17 protein-coding genes are annotated in these 22,151 nt (G+C 57.2%); 9 read left to right on the forward strand and 8 right to left on the reverse strand.

The window, feature by feature from the left end:
* Positions 1 to 56: 56 nt before the first annotated feature.
* Both rapA and rluA read left to right on the forward strand, forming a co-directional pair.
* Entirely contained in the window at positions 57 to 2,963 is a 2,907-nt protein-coding gene (gene rapA / locus ACMGG1_RS20865) for an RNA polymerase-associated protein RapA (RefSeq protein WP_201895748.1), read from the forward strand.
* Between the two features lie 56 nt (positions 2,964 to 3,019).
* On the forward strand, positions 3,020 to 3,670 hold the full coding sequence (rluA, locus tag ACMGG1_RS20870) for a bifunctional tRNA pseudouridine(32) synthase/23S rRNA pseudouridine(746) synthase RluA (RefSeq protein ID WP_046374535.1): 651 nt from the start codon (positions 3,020 to 3,022) through the stop codon (positions 3,668 to 3,670).
* Positions 3,671 to 3,715: 45 nt separating this feature from the next.
* On the opposite strand, the gene djlA is transcribed toward rluA, so the two are convergent.
* Complete coding sequence (gene djlA, locus ACMGG1_RS20875; RefSeq protein ID WP_020825180.1) at positions 3,716 to 4,537, reverse strand: co-chaperone DjlA; 822 nt, start codon at positions 4,535 to 4,537, stop codon at positions 3,716 to 3,718.
* A 228-nt stretch (positions 4,538 to 4,765) separates the two neighbouring features.
* Here djlA and lptD point away from each other — a divergent pair, with 228 nt between their 5' ends.
* The 6 genes from lptD (at position 4,766) to apaH (ending at position 11,527) form a co-directional block, all read left to right on the forward strand.
* Positions 4,766 to 7,129: an LPS assembly protein LptD gene (lptD, locus tag ACMGG1_RS20880; protein WP_122077138.1), complete on the forward strand. Its 2,364-nt coding sequence runs from the start codon at positions 4,766 to 4,768 to the stop codon at positions 7,127 to 7,129.
* Positions 7,130 to 7,194: 65 nt separating this feature from the next.
* On the forward strand, positions 7,195 to 8,493 hold the full coding sequence (gene surA, locus ACMGG1_RS20885; RefSeq protein WP_041414190.1) for a peptidylprolyl isomerase SurA: 1,299 nt from the start codon (positions 7,195 to 7,197) through the stop codon (positions 8,491 to 8,493).
* Positions 8,480 to 9,472, forward strand: coding sequence for a 4-hydroxythreonine-4-phosphate dehydrogenase PdxA (pdxA, locus tag ACMGG1_RS20890; RefSeq protein WP_414160994.1), 993 nt, complete (start codon positions 8,480 to 8,482; stop codon positions 9,470 to 9,472). Before surA ends, pdxA begins: the two co-directional genes overlap by 14 nt.
* Positions 9,465 to 10,283: a 16S rRNA (adenine(1518)-N(6)/adenine(1519)-N(6))-dimethyltransferase RsmA gene (gene rsmA, locus ACMGG1_RS20895; RefSeq protein WP_020825176.1), complete on the forward strand. Its 819-nt coding sequence runs from the start codon at positions 9,465 to 9,467 to the stop codon at positions 10,281 to 10,283. Before pdxA ends, rsmA begins: the two co-directional genes overlap by 8 nt.
* 12 nt (positions 10,284 to 10,295) lie before the next feature.
* The gene (gene apaG, locus ACMGG1_RS20900) at positions 10,296 to 10,673 is read left to right on the forward strand and encodes a Co2+/Mg2+ efflux protein ApaG (protein WP_012005174.1); all 378 of its coding nucleotides are present in this window, start codon (positions 10,296 to 10,298) and stop codon (positions 10,671 to 10,673) included.
* A gap of 2 nt (positions 10,674 to 10,675) precedes the next feature.
* On the forward strand, positions 10,676 to 11,527 hold the full coding sequence (gene apaH, locus ACMGG1_RS20905) for a bis(5'-nucleosyl)-tetraphosphatase (symmetrical) ApaH (RefSeq protein ID WP_116691303.1): 852 nt from the start codon (positions 10,676 to 10,678) through the stop codon (positions 11,525 to 11,527).
* A 39-nt stretch (positions 11,528 to 11,566) separates the two neighbouring features.
* On the opposite strand, the gene ACMGG1_RS20910 is transcribed toward apaH, so the two are convergent.
* From ACMGG1_RS20910 to ACMGG1_RS20925, 4 genes are all read right to left on the reverse strand, one after another.
* Positions 11,567 to 13,456, reverse strand: coding sequence for a PhoX family protein (locus ACMGG1_RS20910; protein ID WP_122077131.1), 1,890 nt, complete (start codon positions 13,454 to 13,456; stop codon positions 11,567 to 11,569).
* Positions 13,457 to 13,650: 194 nt separating this feature from the next.
* A complete protein-coding gene (gene folA, locus ACMGG1_RS20915; protein WP_020825173.1) occupies positions 13,651 to 14,133 on the reverse strand; it encodes a type 3 dihydrofolate reductase in 483 nt (160 codons plus the stop codon).
* Between the two features lie 143 nt (positions 14,134 to 14,276).
* On the reverse strand, positions 14,277 to 14,741 hold the full coding sequence (locus ACMGG1_RS20920; protein ID WP_020825172.1) for a threonine/serine exporter: 465 nt from the start codon (positions 14,739 to 14,741) through the stop codon (positions 14,277 to 14,279).
* Positions 14,738 to 15,538 carry a threonine/serine ThrE exporter family protein gene (locus ACMGG1_RS20925; RefSeq protein WP_020825171.1) on the reverse strand — a complete coding sequence of 267 codons (801 nt, stop codon included), beginning with the start codon at positions 15,536 to 15,538 and terminating at the stop codon, positions 14,738 to 14,740. Before ACMGG1_RS20925 ends, ACMGG1_RS20920 begins: the two co-directional genes overlap by 4 nt.
* Positions 15,539 to 15,667: 129 nt before the next feature.
* Here ACMGG1_RS20925 and ACMGG1_RS20930 point away from each other — a divergent pair, with 129 nt between their 5' ends.
* Positions 15,668 to 16,282, forward strand: a complete 615-nt coding sequence (locus tag ACMGG1_RS20930) for a LysE family translocator (RefSeq protein WP_020825170.1) — start codon at positions 15,668 to 15,670, stop codon at positions 16,280 to 16,282.
* 43 nt (positions 16,283 to 16,325) lie between these two features.
* Here ACMGG1_RS20930 and kefC read toward each other — a convergent pair whose 3' ends face one another.
* The 3 genes from kefC to carB all read right to left on the reverse strand — a co-directional run bounded on the left by kefC (position 16,326) and on the right by carB (position 22,138).
* Positions 16,326 to 18,179: a glutathione-regulated potassium-efflux system protein KefC gene (gene kefC / locus ACMGG1_RS20935; protein WP_020825169.1), complete on the reverse strand. Its 1,854-nt coding sequence runs from the start codon at positions 18,177 to 18,179 to the stop codon at positions 16,326 to 16,328.
* A complete protein-coding gene (gene kefF / locus ACMGG1_RS20940) occupies positions 18,172 to 18,729 on the reverse strand; it encodes a glutathione-regulated potassium-efflux system oxidoreductase KefF (protein ID WP_020825168.1) in 558 nt (185 codons plus the stop codon). Before kefF ends, kefC begins: the two co-directional genes overlap by 8 nt.
* 184 nt (positions 18,730 to 18,913) lie before the next feature.
* Positions 18,914 to 22,138 (reverse strand): carbamoyl-phosphate synthase large subunit, encoded by a 3,225-nt coding sequence (carB, locus tag ACMGG1_RS20945; protein ID WP_020825167.1) that lies wholly within the window; start codon positions 22,136 to 22,138, stop codon positions 18,914 to 18,916.
* Between the last annotated feature and the right edge of the window lie 13 nt (positions 22,139 to 22,151).

The following is a 22,151-nucleotide window of genomic DNA, read 5'->3' on the forward strand; positions in this document are numbered from 1 at the left end:
CGCGGCCCTCTCCGCCCGGTAACAAGACTTACTTAAAAGAATCGAGCCGACAATATATGCCTTTTACACTTGGTCAACGCTGGATCAGCGATACGGAAAGCGAATTAGGACTGGGAACCGTCGTGGCGCTGGATGCGCGCATGATTACCCTGCTTTTCCCCGCAACCGGTGAAAACCGCCTCTACGCCAGAAATGACTCGCCAATCACCCGCGTGATGTTCAACCCGGGCGACACCATCAGCAACCACGAAGGGTGGGAACTGCAGGTCGAAGAGGTCAAAGAGGATAACGGTCTGCTGACCTATATCGGCACCCGCCTGGATACCCAGGAGAGCGGTGTGGCGATGCGCGAAGTGCTGCTGGACAGCAAATTGACCTTCAGCAAACCGCAGGACCGCCTGTTTGCCGGCCAGATCGACCGTATGGACCGTTTCGCCCTGCGTTTTCGCGCGCGTAAATACCAGAGCGAGCAGTATCGCCTGCCGTTCGCCGGCCTGCGTGGCATGCGTGCCAGCCTGATCCCGCACCAGTTGCATATCGCCTATGAAGTCGGCCAGCGTCATGCGCCGCGCGTTTTGTTGGCGGACGAAGTTGGATTGGGTAAAACCATCGAAGCCGGGATGATTATCCACCAGCAGTTGCTGGCAGGTCGCGCCGAGCGCGTATTGATCGTGGTGCCGGAAACCCTGCAGCACCAGTGGCTGGTCGAAATGATGCGCCGCTTCAACCTGTATTTCTCTCTGTTTGACGACAGCCGTTACTCAGAGGCCAAACTCGACAGCAGCAACCCGTTTGAAACCGAACAGCTGGTGATCTGCTCGCTGGACTTCGTACGCCGCAACAAGCAGCGCCTGGAAGAACTGGCCGATGCCCAGTGGGATCTGTTGGTGGTGGATGAAGCGCACCATCTGGCCTGGAGCGAAGATGCGCCGAGCCGTGAATACCAGGTGATCGAACAACTGGCAGAACACATTCCCGGCGTGCTGCTGCTGACCGCAACGCCAGAGCAACTTGGCCAACAAAGCCACTTCGCCCGTCTGCGCCTGCTGGATCCGAACCGTTTCCACGACTACCACGATTTTGTTGCCGAACAGCAAAAATATCGCCCGGTGGCCGATGCCGTTACCCTGTTACTCAGCGGTGAGCGCCTGGCCGACGACAAGCTGAACCTGCTCGGCGAGCTGATCGACGAACAAGACATTGAACCGCTGCTGAAAGCCGCCAACAGCGACGGTGAAAACAGCGAGCAGGCGCGTCAGGAACTGGTCACCATGCTGATGGACCGCCACGGCACCAGCCGCGTACTGTTCCGTAACACGCGCAACGGCGTCAAAGGCTTCCCACACCGCAACCTGCACCAGATCAAACTGCCGTTGCCGACCCAGTACCAGACCGCCATTAAAGTGTCCGGCATCATGGGCGCGAAGAAAACCGTTGAGGCGCGCGCACGCGACATGCTCTATCCAGAGCAAATCTATCAGGAATTCGAAGGCGAGAACGCCACCTGGTGGAACTTCGATCCTCGCGTTGAATGGCTACTGAACTATCTGGTGACCAATCGCCATGAGAAAGTGCTGGTTATCTGCGCCAAGGCTGCCACCGCGCTGCAATTGGAGCAAGTGCTACGGGAACGTGAAGCTATCCGTGCCGCAGTGTTCCACGAAGGCCTGTCGATTATCGAACGCGACCGCGCCGCCGCTTACTTCGCCTCCGAAGAAGACGGTGCCCAGGTGCTGTTGTGTTCCGAGATCGGCTCCGAAGGCCGTAACTTCCAGTTCGCCAGCCATCTGGTGATGTTCGACCTGCCGTTCAACCCGGACCTGCTGGAACAGCGTATTGGCCGTCTGGACCGTATCGGCCAGATGCATGACATTCAAATCATGGTGCCGTACCTGGAGAACACCGCTCAGGCAGTTCTGGGCCGCTGGTTCCACGAAGGGCTCGATGCCTTCGAGCATACCTGCCCGACCGGCCGTACCATTTACGACAGCGGCTACGAGCAGCTGATCGCTTTCCTGGCTTCGCCGACCGAGCAGGAAGGGCTGGACGAGTTCATTCACGCCTGCCGCCAGCAGCACGACCACCTGAAAATGCAGCTCGAGCAGGGCCGTGACCGCCTGCTGGAAATGCACTCCAACGGCGGCGAGAAAGCGCAGGCGCTGGCGGAAGCCATTGCCAATCAGGACAACGACGTCAATCTGGTGGGCTTCGCGCTGAACCTGTTCGATATCGTCGGCATCAACCAGGACGATCGCAGCGACAACCTGATTGTTCTGACGCCGTCCGACCACATGCTGGTGCCCGACTTCCCGGGGCTGCCGCAGGACGGCTGTACCGTCACCTTCGATCGTGAACAGGCCCTGTCGCGTGAGGATGCCCAGTTCGTCAGTTGGGAACACCCGATTATCCGCAACGGCCTGGACTTGATCCTGTCCGGCGATACCGGCAGCTGTGCAGTTTCCCTGTTGAAAAACAAGGCACTGCCGGTCGGTACCCTGCTGGTCGAGCTGGTGTATGTGGTCGAAGCGCAGGCGCCGAAACATCTGCAGCTGACTCGCTTCCTGCCGCCAACGCCTATCCGCATGTTGATGGATCGCAAAGGCACCAATCTGGCAGCGCAGGTTGAATTCGAAAGTTTCAACCGCCAGTTGAACGCGGTCAACCGCCATACCTCCAGCAAGCTGGTCAATGCGGTGCAACAGGATGTGCATGCCATGTTGCAACAGGCGGAAAGCCTGGTTGAAGAACAGGCTCGCGCCCTGATCGAGCAGGCCAAACAGGAAGCGGATGACAAGCTGAGCACCGAGCTGGCTCGTCTGGAAGCCCTGAAGGCGGTCAACCCGAACATTCGTGATGACGAGGTAGAAACGCTGGAGTTCAACCGCAAGCAGGTGCTGCTCAACCTGAATGAAGCGGGATGGCGTCTGGATGCAATCCGTCTGGTGGTCGTCACTCACCAGTAACCCGCGCCAGGGGAACTGCAGTTCCCCTGGCCGTTACTCTCAGCGGAGCCAACAAAATGGAACCCTACAATCCCCCGCAGGGCCCGATGCATATCCTGTATCAGGATGAGCACATTATCGTGGTCAACAAGCCAAGTGGCCTGCTGTCGGTCCCGGGCCGTGCGCCGGAAAATAAAGACAGCCTGATGACGCGCATTCAGGCGGATTTTCCGGCTGCCGAATCGGTGCATCGTCTGGATATGGCCACCAGCGGGGTGATTGTGGTGGCGCTGAACAAGGCGGCCGAGCGTGAACTCAAGCGCCAGTTCCGTGAGCGCGAGCCGAAGAAGTCCTACATCGCCCGCGTGTGGGGGCATCTGGCGCAGGATGAAGGTCTGGTGGATTTACCGCTGATTTGCGACTGGCCGAATCGGCCGCTGCAGAAAGTGTGTTTCGAGACCGGCAAAGCGGCGCAAACCGAATATCTGGTGTTGTCACGCGACGCCGACGGCAGCACGCGGGTCAAACTCATGCCGATCACTGGCCGCTCGCACCAGCTGCGCGTGCATATGCTGGCGCTGGGGCATCCTATCCTCGGCGACGGTTTCTATGCCACGCCAGAAGCCAAAGCCATGGCGCCGCGTTTACAGCTGCATGCACAAGAGCTGCGCATTACCCATCCGGCTTTCCAGACGCCGATGCACTTTCGCGTCGAACCCGACTTCTGACCGATATAAAGAGGGGCTCAGAGAATACCGAGCCCTCACCTCTTTTTACTTAAAGCCTTTCTCGCGTTTGATCAGGTCGTAGGCCGCCTGAATTTCCTGCGCTTTCTGCTTGGCCATTTCCATCATTTGCGGCGGCAAACCTTTCGCTACCAGCTTATCCGGATGGTGCTCGCTCATCAGCTTGCGGTAGGCGCGCTTGATGGTGGTCGCGTCGTCGCTGCTGCTGACACCCAATACCTTGCAGGCATCCTCCAGCGTTGGACCGCGTTGCGCCTGCTGGTAACCACCTTGCGAATAACCGCCCTGCTGACCGCCGCCAAACTGGCGTCCGCCCTCCATCATGCTGAGGAACTGGTCGAACTGCGCACGTGAAATGCCCAGCTCTTCGGCGATCACATACAGTACCTGCCGTTCGTTAGGATGCAGTGAGCCGTCGGCAAACGCCGCCTGGATCTGAATTTCCAGAAACATCCTAATCAGGTCAAAACGGCCAAAGCAGATGCTGCGGAACTGCTGCAGCGTTTCTCTCAGCGGGAACTGGCTCTGTTTGCCTTCACGAAACGCCTGCTGCGCCGCGGTACGGGCTTCCCCGTGCAGTTGCAGACGATCCATAAACAGGCTGGCGATCTGAATATCCGCCTCGGTAACGCGCCCTTTTGATTTGGTCAGGTGACCCATCACCTGAAAAGTGGTGCGGAAAAACAGCGTTTGCCGCGTTTGCTGGTCGGTAAAAAAGCCCCGGCTGCGCTTATTGCTACGCGCAGAGTCGATCATATGACCGACAATCAGCCCCAAAACTACACCCCAGAATCCCGCGCCAGCCCAAATGGCCACGATGACCCCGAGCAGTTTTCCCCAATACTGCATATACTCCTCAATTATCATGCCGAAAGCCGACTGCTCCCTTCCGTCTTAGGTAAGGGTTAAGGCGATTTTTCTCAGGATTTGGATTATCATACCTGTCATTTATCTTTGCGCCTATCGACGACGCAAGTAAACGGCCGGATTTAACACTAGCGCAACGCAGATGAGTGATATAGTCTCTGACCGTTTGCCGGACATGACGCCTCTGATGACGGAACACCAAAACCGCGTATGAAAAAAAGTTTCCCAACACTGCTGGCCACACTGATTTGGACGGCACTCTACAGTCAGCACGCGCTGGCTGACCTGGCCGAGCAATGTATGCTTGGCGTTCCTGTTTATGACAAACCGCTGGTCAGCGGCGATCCTAACAGCCTGCCTGTCACCATTCACGCCGATGATTCACGCGCGGACTATCCGAAAAGCGCGCTGTTCACCGGCAACGTGAATATTGAACAAGGCAACAGCACCCTGACCGCCAAACAGGTTGAACTGAACCAGACGCAAGACGCGGGGCAAACCGAACCGGTTCGCACCGTGACCGCTACGGGTGACGTGCACTACAGCGACAACCAGATCAAGTTGAAAGGCCCGAAAGCCTGGTCGAACCTGAATAATAAAGATACCGACGTCTATGAAGGCGACTACCAAATGGTAGGCCGTCAGGGACGTGGCGACGCCGACAAAATGAAGATGCGCGGCGCCAACCGTTACACCATTTTGGAAAACGGGACCTTTACCTCCTGTTTGCCGGGTGATAACAGCTGGAGCGTAGTCGGTTCCGAGGTGATCCACGACCGCGAAGAGCAAGTCGCTGAAATCTGGAACGCCCGCTTCAAAATTGGCGGTGTACCGGTATTCTACAGCCCGTACCTGCAATTGCCGGTCGGTGATAAGCGTCGTTCCGGCTTCCTGATCCCGAACGCAAAATATGGCAGCAGCAATGGCTTTGAGTTCATGCTGCCGTATTACTGGAACATTGCGCCGAACTTCGACGCCACTATCACCCCGCATTACATGTCCAAACGTGGCCTGCAGTTACAGAACGAATTCCGCTACCTGGTGCAGCCGGGTCTGGGCCTGATGGAATTGGACTGGTTGCCGGACGACAAGGAATACAGCAAGGACAATCCTGACGACAGTAAGCGTTGGTTGTTCTACTGGAATCACAACGGCGTGATGGATCAGGTGTGGCGTTTCAACGTCGACTACACCAAGGTCAGCGACTCCAAATACTTTACCGATCTGGATTCCAAATACGGTTCGACCACCGACGGTTATGCGACGCAGAAATTCAGCGTCGGCTACGCCATTGATAACTGGGACGCGACTTTAAGCTCCAAACAGTTCCAGATTTATGACGATACCGATCGCAGCAGCTCAGACTCCTACAAAGTTCAGCCGCAGCTCGACCTGAACTACTATAAAGAGGATCTCGGCCCGTTCGATTTCCGCATTTATGGTCAGGCCGCCAAGTTTATCAGCGTCAACCCCTATAGCCCGGACGCCACCCGTCTGCATATGGAACCGACGCTCAGCCTGCCACTGACCAACGGTTGGGGCAGTATCAATACCGAAGCCAAGCTGCTGGCGACCCATTACCAGCAGGATATTCCTGACGGTTTCGCCAACAACTACAAGAACCGCACCGGCAGCGACGCCCCCGATCTCGAAGATTCGGTCAACCGCGTGTTGCCGCAGTTCAAGGTCGACGGCAAGATGGTGTTCGATCGCCCAATGAACTGGTCCGAAGGCTATACCCAGACCCTCGAGCCACGCGTACAGTACCTGTATGTACCCTATCGCGATCAAAGCAACATCTACACCTACGACACCACGCTGCTGCAAACCGACTACTCCGGTTTGTTCCGCGACCGCACCTACAGCGGCCTGGATCGCATTGCCTCACAGAACCGCGTATCGACCGGTTTGACCTCGCGTATTTATGATGACGCGCTGGTTGAACGTTTTAACGTTTCCGTGGGTCAAATCTACTACTTCAGCCGTTCCCGTACCGGCGACAAAACGACGAATTACGACAACAATGACGACACCGGTAGCCTGGCCTGGGCCGGCGACACCTATTGGAAGATTGACGATCGTTGGGGCCTGCGTGGCGGCCTGCAGTATGATACGCGTCTCAATAGCGTCTCGTTGGGTAACGCCGTGGTGGAATACCGTCAGGATTCCGAACGCGTATTGCAGTTGAACTACCGTTACGCTACGCCGGAGTATATTGAGACGGCACTGAACACCAGACAGGTGCCGGCTTATCAGGACGGTATTTCGCAGGTGGGCGTCACCGGCAGTTGGCCAATCGCCGATCGCTGGGCCGTCGTGGGGGCTTATTACTACGACACCCGTGCCCAACAGTCCGCCGATCAGTTGCTCGGTCTGAAGTACAACACCTGCTGCTGGGCAGTGACCTTGGGCTACGAGCGCAAGATCACCGACTGGAACAACAGCAACAATACCAGCGTTTATGACAACAAAGTTTCATTCAACATCGAACTGCGTGGCCTGAGCAGCGATCACAGTCTGGGCTCCGCGGAAATGTTGCGTTCCGGCATACTGCCTTACCAGCGTGCATTTTGATACTTTGTAACACTTTGAAAACGAGAACTTTCACCCGCATTTGCGGATTACAGAATGGGAAAAGTATGAAGAACTGGAGAACGCTTATTCTCGGATTGGTGGTTTGTGCCAATACCGCGTTCGCAGCACCCCAAGAAGTGGATAAAGTCGCCGCCGTCGTGGATAACGGCGTGGTACTTGAGAGCGACGTAAACACCCTGTTGCAGTCGGTGAAGCTCAATGCGCAGCAGGCCGGTCAGCAATTGCCGGATGACAAGACCCTGCGTCACCAGATCCTTGAACGTCTGATTATGGATAACATCCAACTGCAGATGGCCAAGAAAATGGGGATTAACGTCTCCGATGCCGATCTGGACAAAGCCATCGGCAACATCGCCGCACAGAACAAAATGAGCATCGATCAGATGCGCAGCCGTCTGGCGTATGAAGGTCTGAACTACAACACTTACCGTTCACAGATCCGCAAAGAAATGCTGATCAGCGAAGTGCGTAACAACGAAGTTCGCCGCCGCGTCACCATCCTGCCTCAGGAAGTGGACTCACTGGCGACTCAGGTTGGCGCTCAGAACGGCAGCGATACCGAAATGAACATCAGCCACATCCTGATCCCGCTGCCGGAGAACCCGACACAGGCGCAGGTTGACGATGCTGAAGCCCTGGCTAAACAGCTGATGGGTGAAATCAACGGCGGCGCAGACTTCGGCAAGCTGGCCATCTCCTACTCTGCCGATTCCCAGGCGCTGAAAGGCGGCAACATGGGCTGGGGCAAGCTGCAGGAGATCCCTACCCTGTTCGCCGAAAGACTGGTTAATGCCAAAAAAGGCGACGTGGTTGGGCCAATCCGTTCCGGCGTCGGCTTCCACATCCTGAAAGTGAATGATATCCGTGGCGCCAACCAGTCGGTATCTGTCACCGAGGTTCATGCTCGTCACATTCTGCTGAAACCTTCCGTGGTGCTGACCGACGATCAGGCACGTGCCAAGCTGCAGGCGGTAGCCGAAGCCATCAAGAGCGGTCGCGCCAAGTTTGCTGACGAAGCCAAACAGCTTTCTCAGGATCCGGGTTCTGCACTGCAGGGCGGCGATCTGGGCTGGGCTTCTCCAGACATCTACGATCCGGCCTTCCGCGACGCGTTGATGAAGCTGAGCAAAGGCGAGGTCAGCCAACCGGTACACTCTTCCTTCGGCTGGCACCTGATCCAGCTGCTGGATACGCGTCAGGTGGACAAAACCGATGCGGCGCAAAAAGATCGCGCTTACCGCATGCTGTTCAACCGCAAGTTTGCTGAAGAAGCGCAGACCTGGATGCAGGAACAACGTGCTCAGGCTTACGTGAAGATCCTTGACGGTAATGCACAACAATAATCGTATCGTAATCACCCCCGGCGAGCCTGCCGGGGTTGGGCCGGATTTAGTGGCAGCGCTGGCGCAACAGGATTGGCCTGTTGAACTGGTGGTGTGCGCGGATCCGGCCTTGTTGCTTGAACGCGCCCGACAGTTGAACCTGCCGCTACAGCTGCGCACCTATCAGCCACAGCACCCCGCTCAGCCACAGCGTGCGGGTACGTTGACGGTATTGCCGGTTGCGACTGCTCATCCAGTAGTGGCTGGTGAGCTGAATGTCGGTAACAGCGCTTACGTGGTGGCAACGCTGGCGCGTGCCTGCGACGGTTGCCTGAACGGCGAGTTTGCTGCGCTGATCACCGGCCCGGTGAACAAGGGCGTGATCAACGACGCCGGTGTGCCCTTTATCGGCCATACCGAATTTTTTGCCGATCGCAGCGGTTGCGACCGCGTGGTAATGATGCTGGCGACCGAAGAGCTGCGCGTAGCGCTGGCAACCACCCACCTGCCTTTGCTGGCAGTGCCTGGTGCCATCACTCGCCAAAGCCTGTTCGAAGTCATCCGCATTCTCGACAACGATCTGAAAACCAAATTTGGCATCGCCCAGCCGCAGATATATGTCTGCGGACTGAACCCGCATGCGGGAGAAGGCGGCCATATGGGACGCGAAGAGATAGATACCATCATCCCGGCGCTAGACGCGCTGCGGACTGAAGGTATTCATCTGATCGGCCCGCTGCCGGCGGACACCCTGTTCCAGCCCAAGTATCTGCAACATGCGGATGCGGTGCTGGCGATGTATCACGATCAGGGCCTGCCGGTGCTAAAATACCAAGGGTTCGGCCGGGCGGTAAACATTACCCTCGGTTTGCCTTTTATCCGTACCTCGGTCGACCACGGTACCGCTCTGGAACTGGCCGGCACCGGCACCGCCGATGCGGGCAGTTTCAAAACGGCCTTGAATCTCGCCATTAAAATGATAATTAATTGTAATGAATAATAAAGTCCACCAAGGGCACTTTGCCCGCAAACGCTTTGGACAGAACTTTTTAACCGATCAGTTTGTCATCGATAGCATTGTTTCCGCCATTCATCCAATGCCGGGTGAAGCGGTCGTTGAAATCGGTCCCGGCCTGGGCGCACTGACCGAGCCGGTCGGCGCGCGCATGGACCGCATGACGGTGATTGAGCTGGACCGCGATCTGGCGGCCCGTCTGGCAAACCACCCGCAGTTGAAAGACAAGCTGACCATTCACCAGCAAGATGCCATGACGGTGAACTTCGCCGAAATGGCCGAGCAGGCTGGCCAACCGCTGCGCGTATTTGGTAACCTGCCGTACAACATCTCGACGCCGCTGATGTTCCACCTTTTCAGCTATACTCAGGCGATTCGCGACATGCACTTTATGTTGCAAAAAGAGGTGGTCAACCGCCTGGTTGCCGGCCCTAACAGCAAAGCCTACGGGCGTTTAACCGTGATGGCGCAGTACTACTGCAACGTTATTCCGGTGCTGGAAGTGCCACCAACTTCGTTCACTCCGGCGCCGAAAGTGGATTCCGCAGTGGTACGTCTGGTACCGCACAAGGTGAATCCAAATCCGGTGGGTGACGTGCGCATGCTGAGCCGCATCACGACTCAGGCGTTCAACCAGCGCCGGAAAACTGTCCGCAATAGCCTGGGGGATTTGTTCACTCCGGAGCAACTGACGGAATTGGGTATCGATCCGGTACTTAGAGCAGAAAATATTTCTGTGGCGCAATACTGTAAGCTGGCTAACTGGCTTTCAGCCAATCCCGCGCCGCAGCAATAAGGAGTAGTGATCATGATTGATTCGCCTCGCGTATGTATTCAGGTACAAAGTGTCTATGTGGAATCACAGTCGATACCTGAGGAAGAACGTTACGTCTTCGCTTATACCATCACCATTCGCAATCTGGGGCGTTTCAACGTGCAGCTGCTCGGCCGTTACTGGTTGATCACCAACAGCAATGGCCGTCAAACCGAAGTTCAGGGCGAAGGCGTGGTCGGCGAGCAGCCGCTCATTCCGCCCGGGGGCGAATTCCAATACACCAGCGGCGCCATTCTTGAAACGCCGCTGGGTACCATGGAAGGCCATTACGAAATGGTTGATCATCAGGGTCAGCCGTTCCAGACCGCTATTCCCGTGTTCCGCTTAGCCATTCCAACGCTGATTCACTGATTATGTCGACATATCTTATCGGCGACGTTCATGGCTGTTTTGATGAACTCAAGTCGCTATTGGCCCAGGTTGCCTTCGATCCCCAACATGACCAGCTGTGGCTGACCGGCGATCTGGTCGCGCGTGGCCCCGGTTCACTAGACGTGCTGCGCTACGTGCGCTCACTCGGACCGGCAGTACGCATGGTGCTGGGCAATCACGATCTGCATCTGCTGGCCGTTTATGCCGGCATCAGCCGCAATAAACCCAAAGATCGCATTACGTCGTTGCTGGAAGCGCCAGACGCCGATGAGCTGATCAACTGGCTGCGCCGCCAACCGGTGCTGCAGGTCGATGAGCAACTCAAGCTGGTGATGGCGCATGCCGGCATCACGCCGCAGTGGGACATTGAAACTGCGCAAACCTGTGCCCGTGAAGTGGAAGCCGTACTGAGCAGCGACAGCTATCCGCTGTTCCTCGACGCCATGTACGGTGACATGCCGAACAACTGGAGCCCGGAACTGAGCGGGCTGGCGCGCTTGCGTTTCAGCACCAATGCCCTGACGCGCATGCGCTACTGCTTCCCGAACGGCCAACTCGATATGATCTGCAAAGATGCGCCAGGCACTGCGCCTGCTCCGCTGAAACCCTGGTTTGATTTGCCACGATTGGTCGACGCCGATTACACCATTGTTTTCGGTCACTGGGCATCACTGGAAGGCAAAGGCACGCCGGAAGGCATTATTGGCCTGGATACCGGCTGTTGCTGGGGGGGCGATTTGACCATGTTGCGTTGGGAAGACCGGCAGTACTTTACCCAACCGGCCCATCGCAGCGATCTGTCCGACAGCGTACACCAGCAGGCCGCGTCATAATCCCGTCGGGGCGGTCAATGCCGCCCCGCTGTTTTCTTCTTAAGCCCCAATCACTCCACCGTCTTCACGCGTAATCATCAACACCGATGAGCGCGGACGCGGGCTATTGTTCGGGAAATGAGAATCACCTTCTTCACCCGGGTGCTGTACGTTGACGAACATCGTCTTGTAATCGGGGGTAAAGGTAATGCCGGTCAGTTCGCATGACTTTGGCCCCACCATAAAGCGGCGGATTTCGCCACTTTGCGGATCGCCCACCAGCATTTGGTTGTTGCCCTGTCCGGCATAGTCGCCCTTGTTGCTGTATTTGCCGTCGGTGAGGATCCACAGGCGACCGGTCTTATCAAAGCCCAGTCCGTCCGGACTGTTGAAAGTATTGTCGGCCGTGATATTGGGTGTGCCGCGATTCACACCTTCCGGATGGGCAATCGGGTTACCGCACAGCGCGTAAATATCCCAGTTGAATGACGCAGCAGTGGCATCACCGCCTTCATCCCAACGGATAATTTGGCCGTAGACATTGTTCGGTCGCGGGTTAGCGGCATTCAACGGCATGCCTTCTTCACCACGTTTGCTGTTGTTGGTCAGCGTGCAGTAGGCGCGCCCATCATGTGGATTGACGGCGATCCATTCCGGCCGGTCCATTTTGGTAGCCCCCACCTGCGCCGCAGCCTTGCGGGCGAAGATCAACACTTCCGCCTCATCGCGGAAACCATTTTCCGGCGTCAGGCCATTTTTACCGAACTCCAGCGCTATCCAGCGCCCGGTACCTTTCAGCGGTGTGCCGTTGGCGTCCCCGTCAAACTGCGCCACATATAAAGTGCCTTCGTCCAGCAGGCTGCGGTTGTTGGCCGGGTTAGCCACGTCAACCACGCCTTTGGATACGTATTTATAGATGTGCTCACCACGCTCATCGTCACCCATGTAGACCACCAGGCGACCATCCTTGGCGACGGTCACCGCCGCATTTTCATGTTTGAAGCGGCCCAGCGCGGTATGTTTGATTGGCGTTGAGCCAGGGTTCATCGGGTCGATTTCGACGATCCAGCCATGACGATTGAATTCATTAGGGTTCTTCGCCACGTCAAAGCGTTCATCGTAATCCGGCCAGTTACGTTCAGGTTCGCTGACTTTCAACGTATAGCGCTTTTGGTCCGCCGTGGTCTTGTAGTCAGCCTGATGAGTGCCGAAATAGGTATCGAAATTCTCTTCGCAGGTCAGGTAAGTGCCCCAAGGGGTTTTCCCGTTGGCGCAGTTACCGAAGGTACCCAATACCTTGCGGCCGCCAGGATCCGCCGCCGTTTGCAGCAGCGCGTGCCCGGCAGCCGGGCCGCTGAATTGCATCTCGGTGTTGGCGGTGATCCGGCGGTTATAACGCGATGGGCGCTCGACCTCCCAACGTTGGCTATCACCCACACGGCGTACCGCCACGATAGAAACGCCATGGGCAGCCTGTGACTTGCGCACGTCTTCAAGACTGGTGGCTTTGGTGCCGCCATGAGCAAACAGGTATTGCTCGTTGACGTATTCGTTGTTGATGGCCATCACGCCGTGATTGTCATCAATCGGGAAGAAGCTCATACCGTCATTATTATCGCCGAATTGCTTTTCCTGATCGGCAGCGCTGTTGTTGCCCTGTGGGTCGAAAGCGGCAGCTCCCTCAACCAGCGGCTCACCCCAGGAGATCAGCACCTCGGCGCGATACCCTGGCGCAATCGCCACCTCATCAGCGGTGGAAGCGGCAATCCCTTTAAAGCCCAGCAGCTTGTTCGGTGGCAAATCTTCCGCCAGAGCCTGAGCGGAAACCGTCCAAATACCGCCGCCGAGGAAACCGGCCAGGCCAACGGCACCGGCGCTGCCCAGCAACAGTTTACGGCGAGTGGGATCGGTCAGGCGATCGGCATCTAATTGCTCAATTTTGGTCGTCATAGGTTTATTTCCTTTTTAATATGGCGCCGCGATCGAGATTCACCAGAGTTGCCGGGGCGCTCAGAGTTGGGCTTCATACTAATCAGGAAGTGTGACGAAAATGTTACAACGAAAAGTCAGGGAGAGGTGGGTGGTAAAAAGACAAAGGGCGCAATCACTTGCGCCCTCAGAAGGATACGGTTAATCGCCGGCCATTAACGGCGTTCCAGGATCTCGAAACAATAGCTGTGAGAATTCAACTCGTCGGCATCGTGGAACTCGCTGAACGAGGTTTCCCATTCATCCGGCTCATAGTCTGGGAAATGGGTGTCACCGCCGACTTCGGCATCGATATGCGTCAGGTACATACGGTTAGCGCGTGCCAGGAACTGGGTATAAATACGCCCGCCGCCCATCACCATCACTTCTTCCACATCACCGGCTGCGGCCAGCGCTTCGTCCAGCGAAGTCGCCCAGGTCACCCCGGCGTCAGTGCCAGGACGGCTGCTCAACACGATGTTATGGCGGCCCGGTAACGGACGACCAATAGACTCGAAAGTTTTACGGCCCATAATAACCGGTTTATTCAGCGTGTTACGTTTAAACCACGCGAGGTCCGCCGGCAGGTGCCAAGGCATGGCGTTTTCCATGCCAATAACGCGATCCGCCGCCAAGGCAGCGATCAGGCTGATAATCATTGTTAAACCCTGTGTAGGCAGCAAAATTGCTCACACTATACGTAAAGCCCCAACGGTCGTCGATAGGCTAATCAAGCAATATGAATATATAAGATAGCTCTTATCAGTATATCTAATGCCCAACAATTTTTGGCCCATGATCCTTAAACGCCGGGACGTTTGCGGTATAACCACAGCCCAGGTAATGACAGCCCAATCGATAATGCCCCCACGATAAAGCAGGCTTTGAGGAAGTTGGTCATCATGGTGGCCATCAGCGCCTCGCTGTAACCCAGATGCGAAATCTCCACCACGCTGATCATCGCGGTATAGGCCGAGATACCGGGGAACATCGGGATCACTGCCGCCACGGTAAACACCTTCGGATGCGCCAACAGCCAGCGCGACCAATAAATACCGATGATGCCAATCAGGATCGCCGCCAGCAGCGATGACCATTCAATATTCATCCCCACATGCATCATCAGCATGCGGGAGCCGTGGCCAATCGCCCCCAACAGCGCACAATAGCGCAGTGCGCGCAGCGGCACGTTGAACACCATGGCGAAACCCAACGCCGGCACCGCCGCCAGCAGCATATCCTGCAATAAGGCCCAGAGCAGACTCATGACCACCCCCGCAGATCCCACAGCGACATCGCCATCACCACGCCGATACAGGTAGCCAGCGTCAGCAGACTGGCCATCGCCCAGCGCGCCAAACCGGTATTGACGTGGCCCTTGAACATGTCGGCCACCGCGTTAATCAGCGGGAAACCTGGCACCAGCAGCAATACGCTGGCGGCCATCGCCACGGTGGAGGTTTCGTTAAACAGCGGCAGCCGCAGCAACAGCCCGGAAACCGAGGTCGCGACAAAGGCCGTCAGGCAAAAGTTAATCAAGGGATTCATGTGGCGTGCGGTCAGCACCTGACGCACCGACATAGCCAGGCCGCTGGCAATAAAGGTGACGGCAAAGGCCTTTTGATCGCCGCCGTTCAGCACGCTGAAACAACCGCATGACAGCGCCACCATCAATACCACCAGCCAGCGTGGATAACGCAAAGGGCGGATCTTGTCGAAGCGCCGGGCAACGTCATGCACATCCGCCAGCCGATGCTCTGCCAAAATAACGATGTGCTGCACCTCCGTCACCATCTGCATATTGATGCCGCGATCGACGTTCTTGCGCGTGGTGGTCAGACACTCACCGTGGCTGATGGTGGTCAGCACCACCGCATTGGCCGAGATCGAACTTTCAACGCTGTCCATCCCCAGCGCTATCCCCAATCGGGTCGATAACTGCTCCACCACCGTGCTCTCGGCACCGTGCTGCAGCAACAGTAAAGCGCACTGAATGCACAGGCGGGTAATTTCACGCTGCTGTCGCTGCGCTTCCGGCTGGTCTATATGGGTTGTCTGATACATGAGGCCCCGTCGAGATCCCTGAGTGAATATTCATCATATTGCCAAACATTACCTCATTTGGTTGATGCGTATCAGGGGACGTGGCGTTATTATCGCCTCCATTACGCCTTTTGTGCAGAGAGTCAAATCATGCTTGAAACTTCGCTGTTCGTTGCTGGTATCGCCACCTTGGGCATGCTGTCACCCGGCCCGGACTTTTTCCTGGTGATCAAGAACGCCGCCCGCTACCCGCGTCTGGCCGCGATGATGACGGCTTTCGGCGTGATCTGCGGCGTCGCCACTCACATGTCTTACTGCGTCGCCGGGCTAGCGGTCGTGATCACCACCACGCCATGGCTGTTCAACGTGCTGAAATACGCCGGTGCGGTCTACCTGATTTGGGTCGGCATTCAGGCACTGCTGTCGCGCAGCGGCAGCAAGATGAACGTCAGTAACCTGCCGCCGCAGCAAACAAGCCTGAAAAGCGCCTTCGTACAGGGCTATCTGTGCAATTTGCTCAACCCAAAAGCTACGCTGTTCTTCCTGGCGGTATTCACCCAGGTGCTGCAAATCGACTCAGGGTTGGGCGAAAAACTGTGGTATGCGGGAATTATCCTTGGCCTGTCTGCTCTCTGGTGGCCAGTTCTGGTGTTCCTGATCCAAAGCGGACCGGTGCGTCGTGGCCTGGAGAAAACGCAAAAGGTGGTGGATAAGCTGCTGGGCGGGATGCTGATTGCTCTGGGTATCAAGGTGGCGCTGAGTTAATTCGGCCATCGTGGGCGCAGCCCGACGGCTGCGCCCATTAGGCTTATCCCTTGGCTTCCACCACCTCATCTTCCGGCGCTTTGCCATCAATACTGCCACGCCAACCACTCTGCGGTACTCGCGCCAACCGATCCTGATCCTGTTCGATGGCCGCGCTGAGCATTTCTTTCGCCCGCTGCAGGCTGGCAACGCGGAATTCGGTATCCTGATAATTATCCAGCGTGTCTTCCAGCATTTTCAGGTTATAGCGGCGGAAAGTATCCGCTTTTTCCCGCGCCTCGTAGGCGTCCAGCCCCAGCAGCTCCAGCGTTTCGCGGCCTATGCGTAGCGAGCTTTCAAAGGTTTCACGCTCCGGCTTTTCCACGCCTAACTGACGCAGCTGATACCAGTGATCGACATCACGCGCGCGCGCTACCACTTTCAGGTGCGGGAAGTGCCGTTTTGCCAACTCGGTCAGTTGCAGGTTAGCCTCCACGTCGTCGATGGCGTTGATCAACACCTTGGCGTGCTCGGCACCGGCGGCCTCCAGCAGATCGGCGCGGGTGGCATCACCATAAAACACCTTGGTATCGAACTTGCGCAGCGTTTCAATATGGTCAGGATCGTGATCCAACACCACGGTATGTACGCCATTGGCCAGCAGTAAACGGCCGGCTATCTGACCGAAACGACCAAACCCGGCGATGATCACGCTGGCGTTCTCTTCATCAATCACATCCGCCGGGCGTTCGTCTTTCGGCGTATTTTTCTCGAGCCGTGTTGCCACCACCAGCAGCAGCGGCGTCGCCGCCATCGACAGGGCAACCGCCAGCGTCAACGATTTGGCCCAGTCTGGCGGCAATACTCCGGCCAGTTGAGCGGCGCCGAAGATCACGAAGGCAAACTCACTGCCCTGACCCAGCAGGATCGCGAACATGCCGCGTTGACGCTTCGGAACCCCAAGCCAGGGGCCAATCAGCCACAGCAGCGCCGCCTTGATCAGCATAAAGCCCAGCAGCAGCGAGGCGATCAGCAGCGGGTGATGGAACAAGGTACCGAAGTCGATCGACATGCCAACGCCGATAAAGAACAGCCCGAGCAGCAGCCCCTTGAACGGCTGAATATCGCTTTCCAGCGCATGGCGGTATTCAGAGCTCGCCAGCAGCACCCCGGCGAGGAAGGCGCCCATCGCCATCGACAGCCCGGCCATTTCCAGCAGAATGCCAAAGCCGAACACCAGGAACAGCGCCACGGCGCTGAAAACCTCACGCATGCCCGATCGCGCGACAAAATGCAGCAGCGGCCGGGTCACATAGCGCCCCAGCAGTACCACTATTGCCAGCGCACCCACCACTTTGGCCGCTGACAGGGAAAACGCCGCTAACGTAGTCGTGGCACCGCTGCTGGCCAGCAGTGGGATCATCGCCACCAGGGGGATCGCCGCGATATCCTGGAACAGCAGTGCCGCAAACGCACTGCGACCAATCGGCGACGGCGTCAGGTTACGTTCGCTCATGGCCTGCATGGCGATGGCGGTGGATGACAACGCCAGCGTCAGGCCAATCAGCAGCGCCACCTTCCAGTTCAATCCGAGGAAGTAGCAAAAGGCGCTCAGCGCCAATCCGCATGCTGCCATCTGAATAATGCCACCGCCAAATACCGAGGCGCGCAGCGTCCACAGCCGTTTCGGATCCAACTCCAGGCCGATGATAAACAGCATCAGCACCACGCCGATTTCGGCAAAGGTGAGGATCGATTCGGCATCGGAGACCAGCTTCAGCCCCCAGGGGCCAATAATGCAGCCGGCAATCAGGTAGCCCAACACCGAGCCCAGCCCGAGCCGCACCGCAATCGGCACAAACAACGCGGCCGATCCCAAATAGATCAGCCCCTCAATCATCATCTGGTGATTATCCATGTTCAACTCCCTGCTCGGCGGGTTCACCGTGTTCCATCAGATAGGCTACCAGCCGTTGACGGTAGGCTTCCCCTGCCGCAATCAGCGCCGGTTCATTGCAGGTAAAGGTGTTATGCACGGCAAAATACGGTTGCCAATGCATACCGCAGTACAGCGCCGTCGCTTGCAGCGGCTGCCCGAGAGCCGCGAAGTTCGGGTAATCGCCCAGCTCGAAATGGTGTTCATCGCCACCGCTGGTCACTGCCCACAGCACATCTTTGCCCACCAGGGCATTGCCTTCATGACCATAGGCCCAGCCGTGCTCCAGCACCTTATCGATCCACAATTTCAGCAGCGGCGGTTGGCTGTACCATTGCATCGGATGTTGCAGCACTACCAGATCGGCGCGCTCCAGTGCCCGCTGTTCGGCATTGATATCGATGTTGAAGTCGGGATACAGCTCATACAGCGAGCGTACCTCCACCTCGGGAATATCCTTCACGGCCTGCAGCAGGCGGTGATTGGCATGCGAATGCCGGGGATAGGGATGGGCGTAAATAATCAGAATCATTGTTGTCGTCGTTCCTTCGTTCCATGCCAATACATCAAGCATATACCAATCACACAGGGTGACAGTTTGCTGAATGATTGATAGCGGAAATTTCTAATTCACGACAACAAATTCACTGAACAAGTTAAAAAAATAAGGGCGCTGCAATGAACTGCAGCGCCCTGGCTCTTACGGCATCATCGAATTACTTGGTGATACGCGCGTGCAACTCCTGCACCGAAGTCACCTGCTCGGTCGGATCCGCTTTTAGCGCCATCGCGGTGGCAAAGCCGCCGTTCAGGGTCGTATCGTAATGCACCTTGTACTGCAATGCGCTACGACGGATCAGCTTGGAGTCCTCAATCGCCTGGCGACCGGCGGTGGTGTTGACGATGTAGGTGTATTCGCCATTCTTGATACGGTCCTGAATGTGCGGACGGCCTTCATGCACCTTGTTGACCAGGCGTGGGTTAATCCCCGCTTCGCCGAGTACCACGGCGGTACCGTGAGTGGCATCCAGCTCGAAGCCCTGTTTCAGCAGGCTTGCCGCCAGATCTACTACCCGGGCTTTATCGCCTTCACGCACCGACAGCAGCGCACGGCCCTGTTTTTTCATGCCTGACTGGCTGCCGAGCATCGCCTTGGAGAAGGCCTCGGCGAAGGTACGACCCACGCCCATCACTTCCCCGGTAGAGCGCATTTCCGGCCCTAAAATCGGGTCGACGCCTGGGAACTTGTTGAACGGCAGCACCACTTCTTTTACCGAGTAGTAAGGCGGGATGACTTCTTCCGTCACGCCCTGCTCTGCCAGGGTTTTGCCTGCCATCACGCGCGCAGCCACTTTGGCCAACGGCACGCCGGTGGCCTTGGAAACAAACGGCACGGTACGCGCGGCGCGTGGGTTGACTTCAATCAGGTAGACTTCATTGTTCTTCACGGCGAACTGCACGTTCATCAAACCGCGCACCTGCAGCTCAAACGCCAGTTTCTCAACCTGCTGACGCATCACGTCCTGAATTTCCTTGCTCAGGGTGTAGGCCGGCAGTGAACAAGCCGAGTCACCGGAGTGCACGCCCGCCTGTTCGATGTGTTCCATGATGCCACCGATCAGCACTCGTTCGCCGTCGCAGATGGCGTCGACGTCGACTTCTACCGCGTCATCCAGGAAGCGGTCCAGCAGCACCGGGGCGTCGTTGGAGACGCTGACTGCGTTTTGGAAGTAACGGCGCAGGTCGATTTCGTCGTAAACGATTTCCATCGCCCGACCGCCCAGCACATAAGAAGGACGTACCACCAGCGGGTAACCGATCCCGGCCGCTTTCTCTACCGCCTGCTCAATGGTTGCCACGGTGGCGTTGGCCGGCTGTTTCAGGCCCAGACGGTGTACCGCCTGCTGGAAACGCTCACGGTCCTCGGCGCGGTCAATCGCGTCCGGGCTGGTGCCGATAATAGGTACGCCTGCGGCTTCCAGCTCGCGCGCCAATTTCAGCGGCGTCTGGCCACCGTATTGCACGATAACGCCTTTCGGCTTCTCGATGCGCACGATTTCCAGCACGTCTTCCAACGTTACCGGCTCGAAGTACAGACGGTCAGAGGTGTCGTAGTCAGTAGACACGGTTTCTGGGTTACAGTTGACCATGATGGTCTCGTAACCGTCTTCGCGCAGCGCCAGCGAGGCGTGCACACAGCAGTAATCGAATTCGATACCCTGGCCGATACGGTTTGGCCCGCCGCCCAGCACCATCACTTTCGGACGGTCGTTGGTCGGGTTGGACTCGCACTCTTCTTCATAGGTGGAGTACATGTAAGCGGTGTCGGTGGCGAATTCCGCCGCGCAGGTATCCACGCGCTTGTAAACCGGGTGCAGGCCATAGCCATGACGCAGCTTGCGGATTTCGCTTTCGGCGACGCCGGCCAAGGTGGCCAGACGCGCATCGGCGAAGCCTTTGCGCTTCAGGGTGCGCAGGAACTCTTTCGTCAGGCCGTTGATGCCGGTACCGGCAACCTGCTCTTCCAGACGCACCAGCTCTTCAATCTGCACCAGGAACCAGCGGTCTACGTTAGTCAGGTTGAAGACGCCGTCAACGGACAGGCCGGCGCGGAAGGCATCAGCGATGTACCAGATGCGGTCAGAACCGGCGTCTTTCAGCTCACGACGGATTTTGGTCAGTGCTTCCGGGTCATCCAGGCTCACTTTAGGGTCAAAACCGGTGGCGCCCACTTCCAGCCCGCGCAATGCTTTCTGCAGTGACTCTTGCTGGGTACGGCCAATCGCCATCACTTCGCCGACGGATTTCATCTGGGTAGTCAGACGGTCATTGGCACCGGCAAATTTCTCAAAGTTGAAACGAGGGATCTTGGTCACGACGTAGTCGATGGACGGTTCAAACGACGCCGGCGTACGGCCACCTGTGATGTCGTTCATCAGCTCATCGAGGGTGTAACCCACCGCCAGTTTGGCGGCGATTTTGGCAATCGGGAAGCCAGTGGCTTTAGATGCCAGCGCCGAAGAGCGGGATACGCGCGGGTTCATTTCGATGACGATCAAACGGCCGGTTTTCGGGTTAACCGAGAACTGCACGTTGGAACCACCGGTTTCCACGCCGATTTCACGCAGTACCGCCATCGAGGCGTTACGCATGATTTGGTATTCTTTGTCGGTCAGGGTTTGCGCCGGTGCTACGGTGATGGAGTCGCCGGTATGGATACCCATGGCATCGAAGTTTTCGATCGAACAGACGATGATGCAGTTATCGTTCTTATCGCGCACCACCTCCATCTCGTACTCTTTCCAGCCGATCAGCGACTCGTCAATCAACAGCTCTTTGGTTGGAGACAGGTCCAGACCACGCTCGCAGATCTCTTCGAACTCTTCGCGGTTGTAGGCGATGCCGCCACCGGTGCCACCCATGGTAAAGGAAGGACGGATAATGCACGGGAAGCCGACGTCAGCGGCCACCGCCAGCGCTTCTTCCATATTGTGCGCAATACCGGAGCGCGCGGTGTCCAGGCCGATTTTTTTCATCGCCACGTCGAAGCGACGACGGTCTTCTGCTTTGTCGATCGCGTCAGCGGTAGCGCCAATCATGGTCACGCCGAACTCGGCCAGCACGCCCTGACGTTCCAGCTCCAGCGCGCAGTTCAGTGCGGTCTGGCCGCCCATGGTCGGCAGCACGGCATCCGGACGCTCTTTTTCGATGATTTTACGCACCACTTCCCAGTGGATTGGCTCGATGTAGGTCGCATCCGCCATTTCCGGGTCGGTCATGATGGTGGCCGGGTTGGAGTTGACCAGAATAACGCGGTAACCCTCTTCGCGCAGCGCTTTACACGCCTGGGCACCCGAGTAGTCGAACTCACACGCCTGGCCGATAACAATCGGGCCAGCGCCGAGGATCAGGATGCTTTTTATGTCTGTACGTTTTGGCATTTTTTACTGCTCC

The sequence above is a fragment of the Serratia sp. BNK-12 genome, assembly GCF_047456085.1.
GTDB lineage: Bacteria > Pseudomonadota > Gammaproteobacteria > Enterobacterales > Enterobacteriaceae > Serratia > Serratia liquefaciens.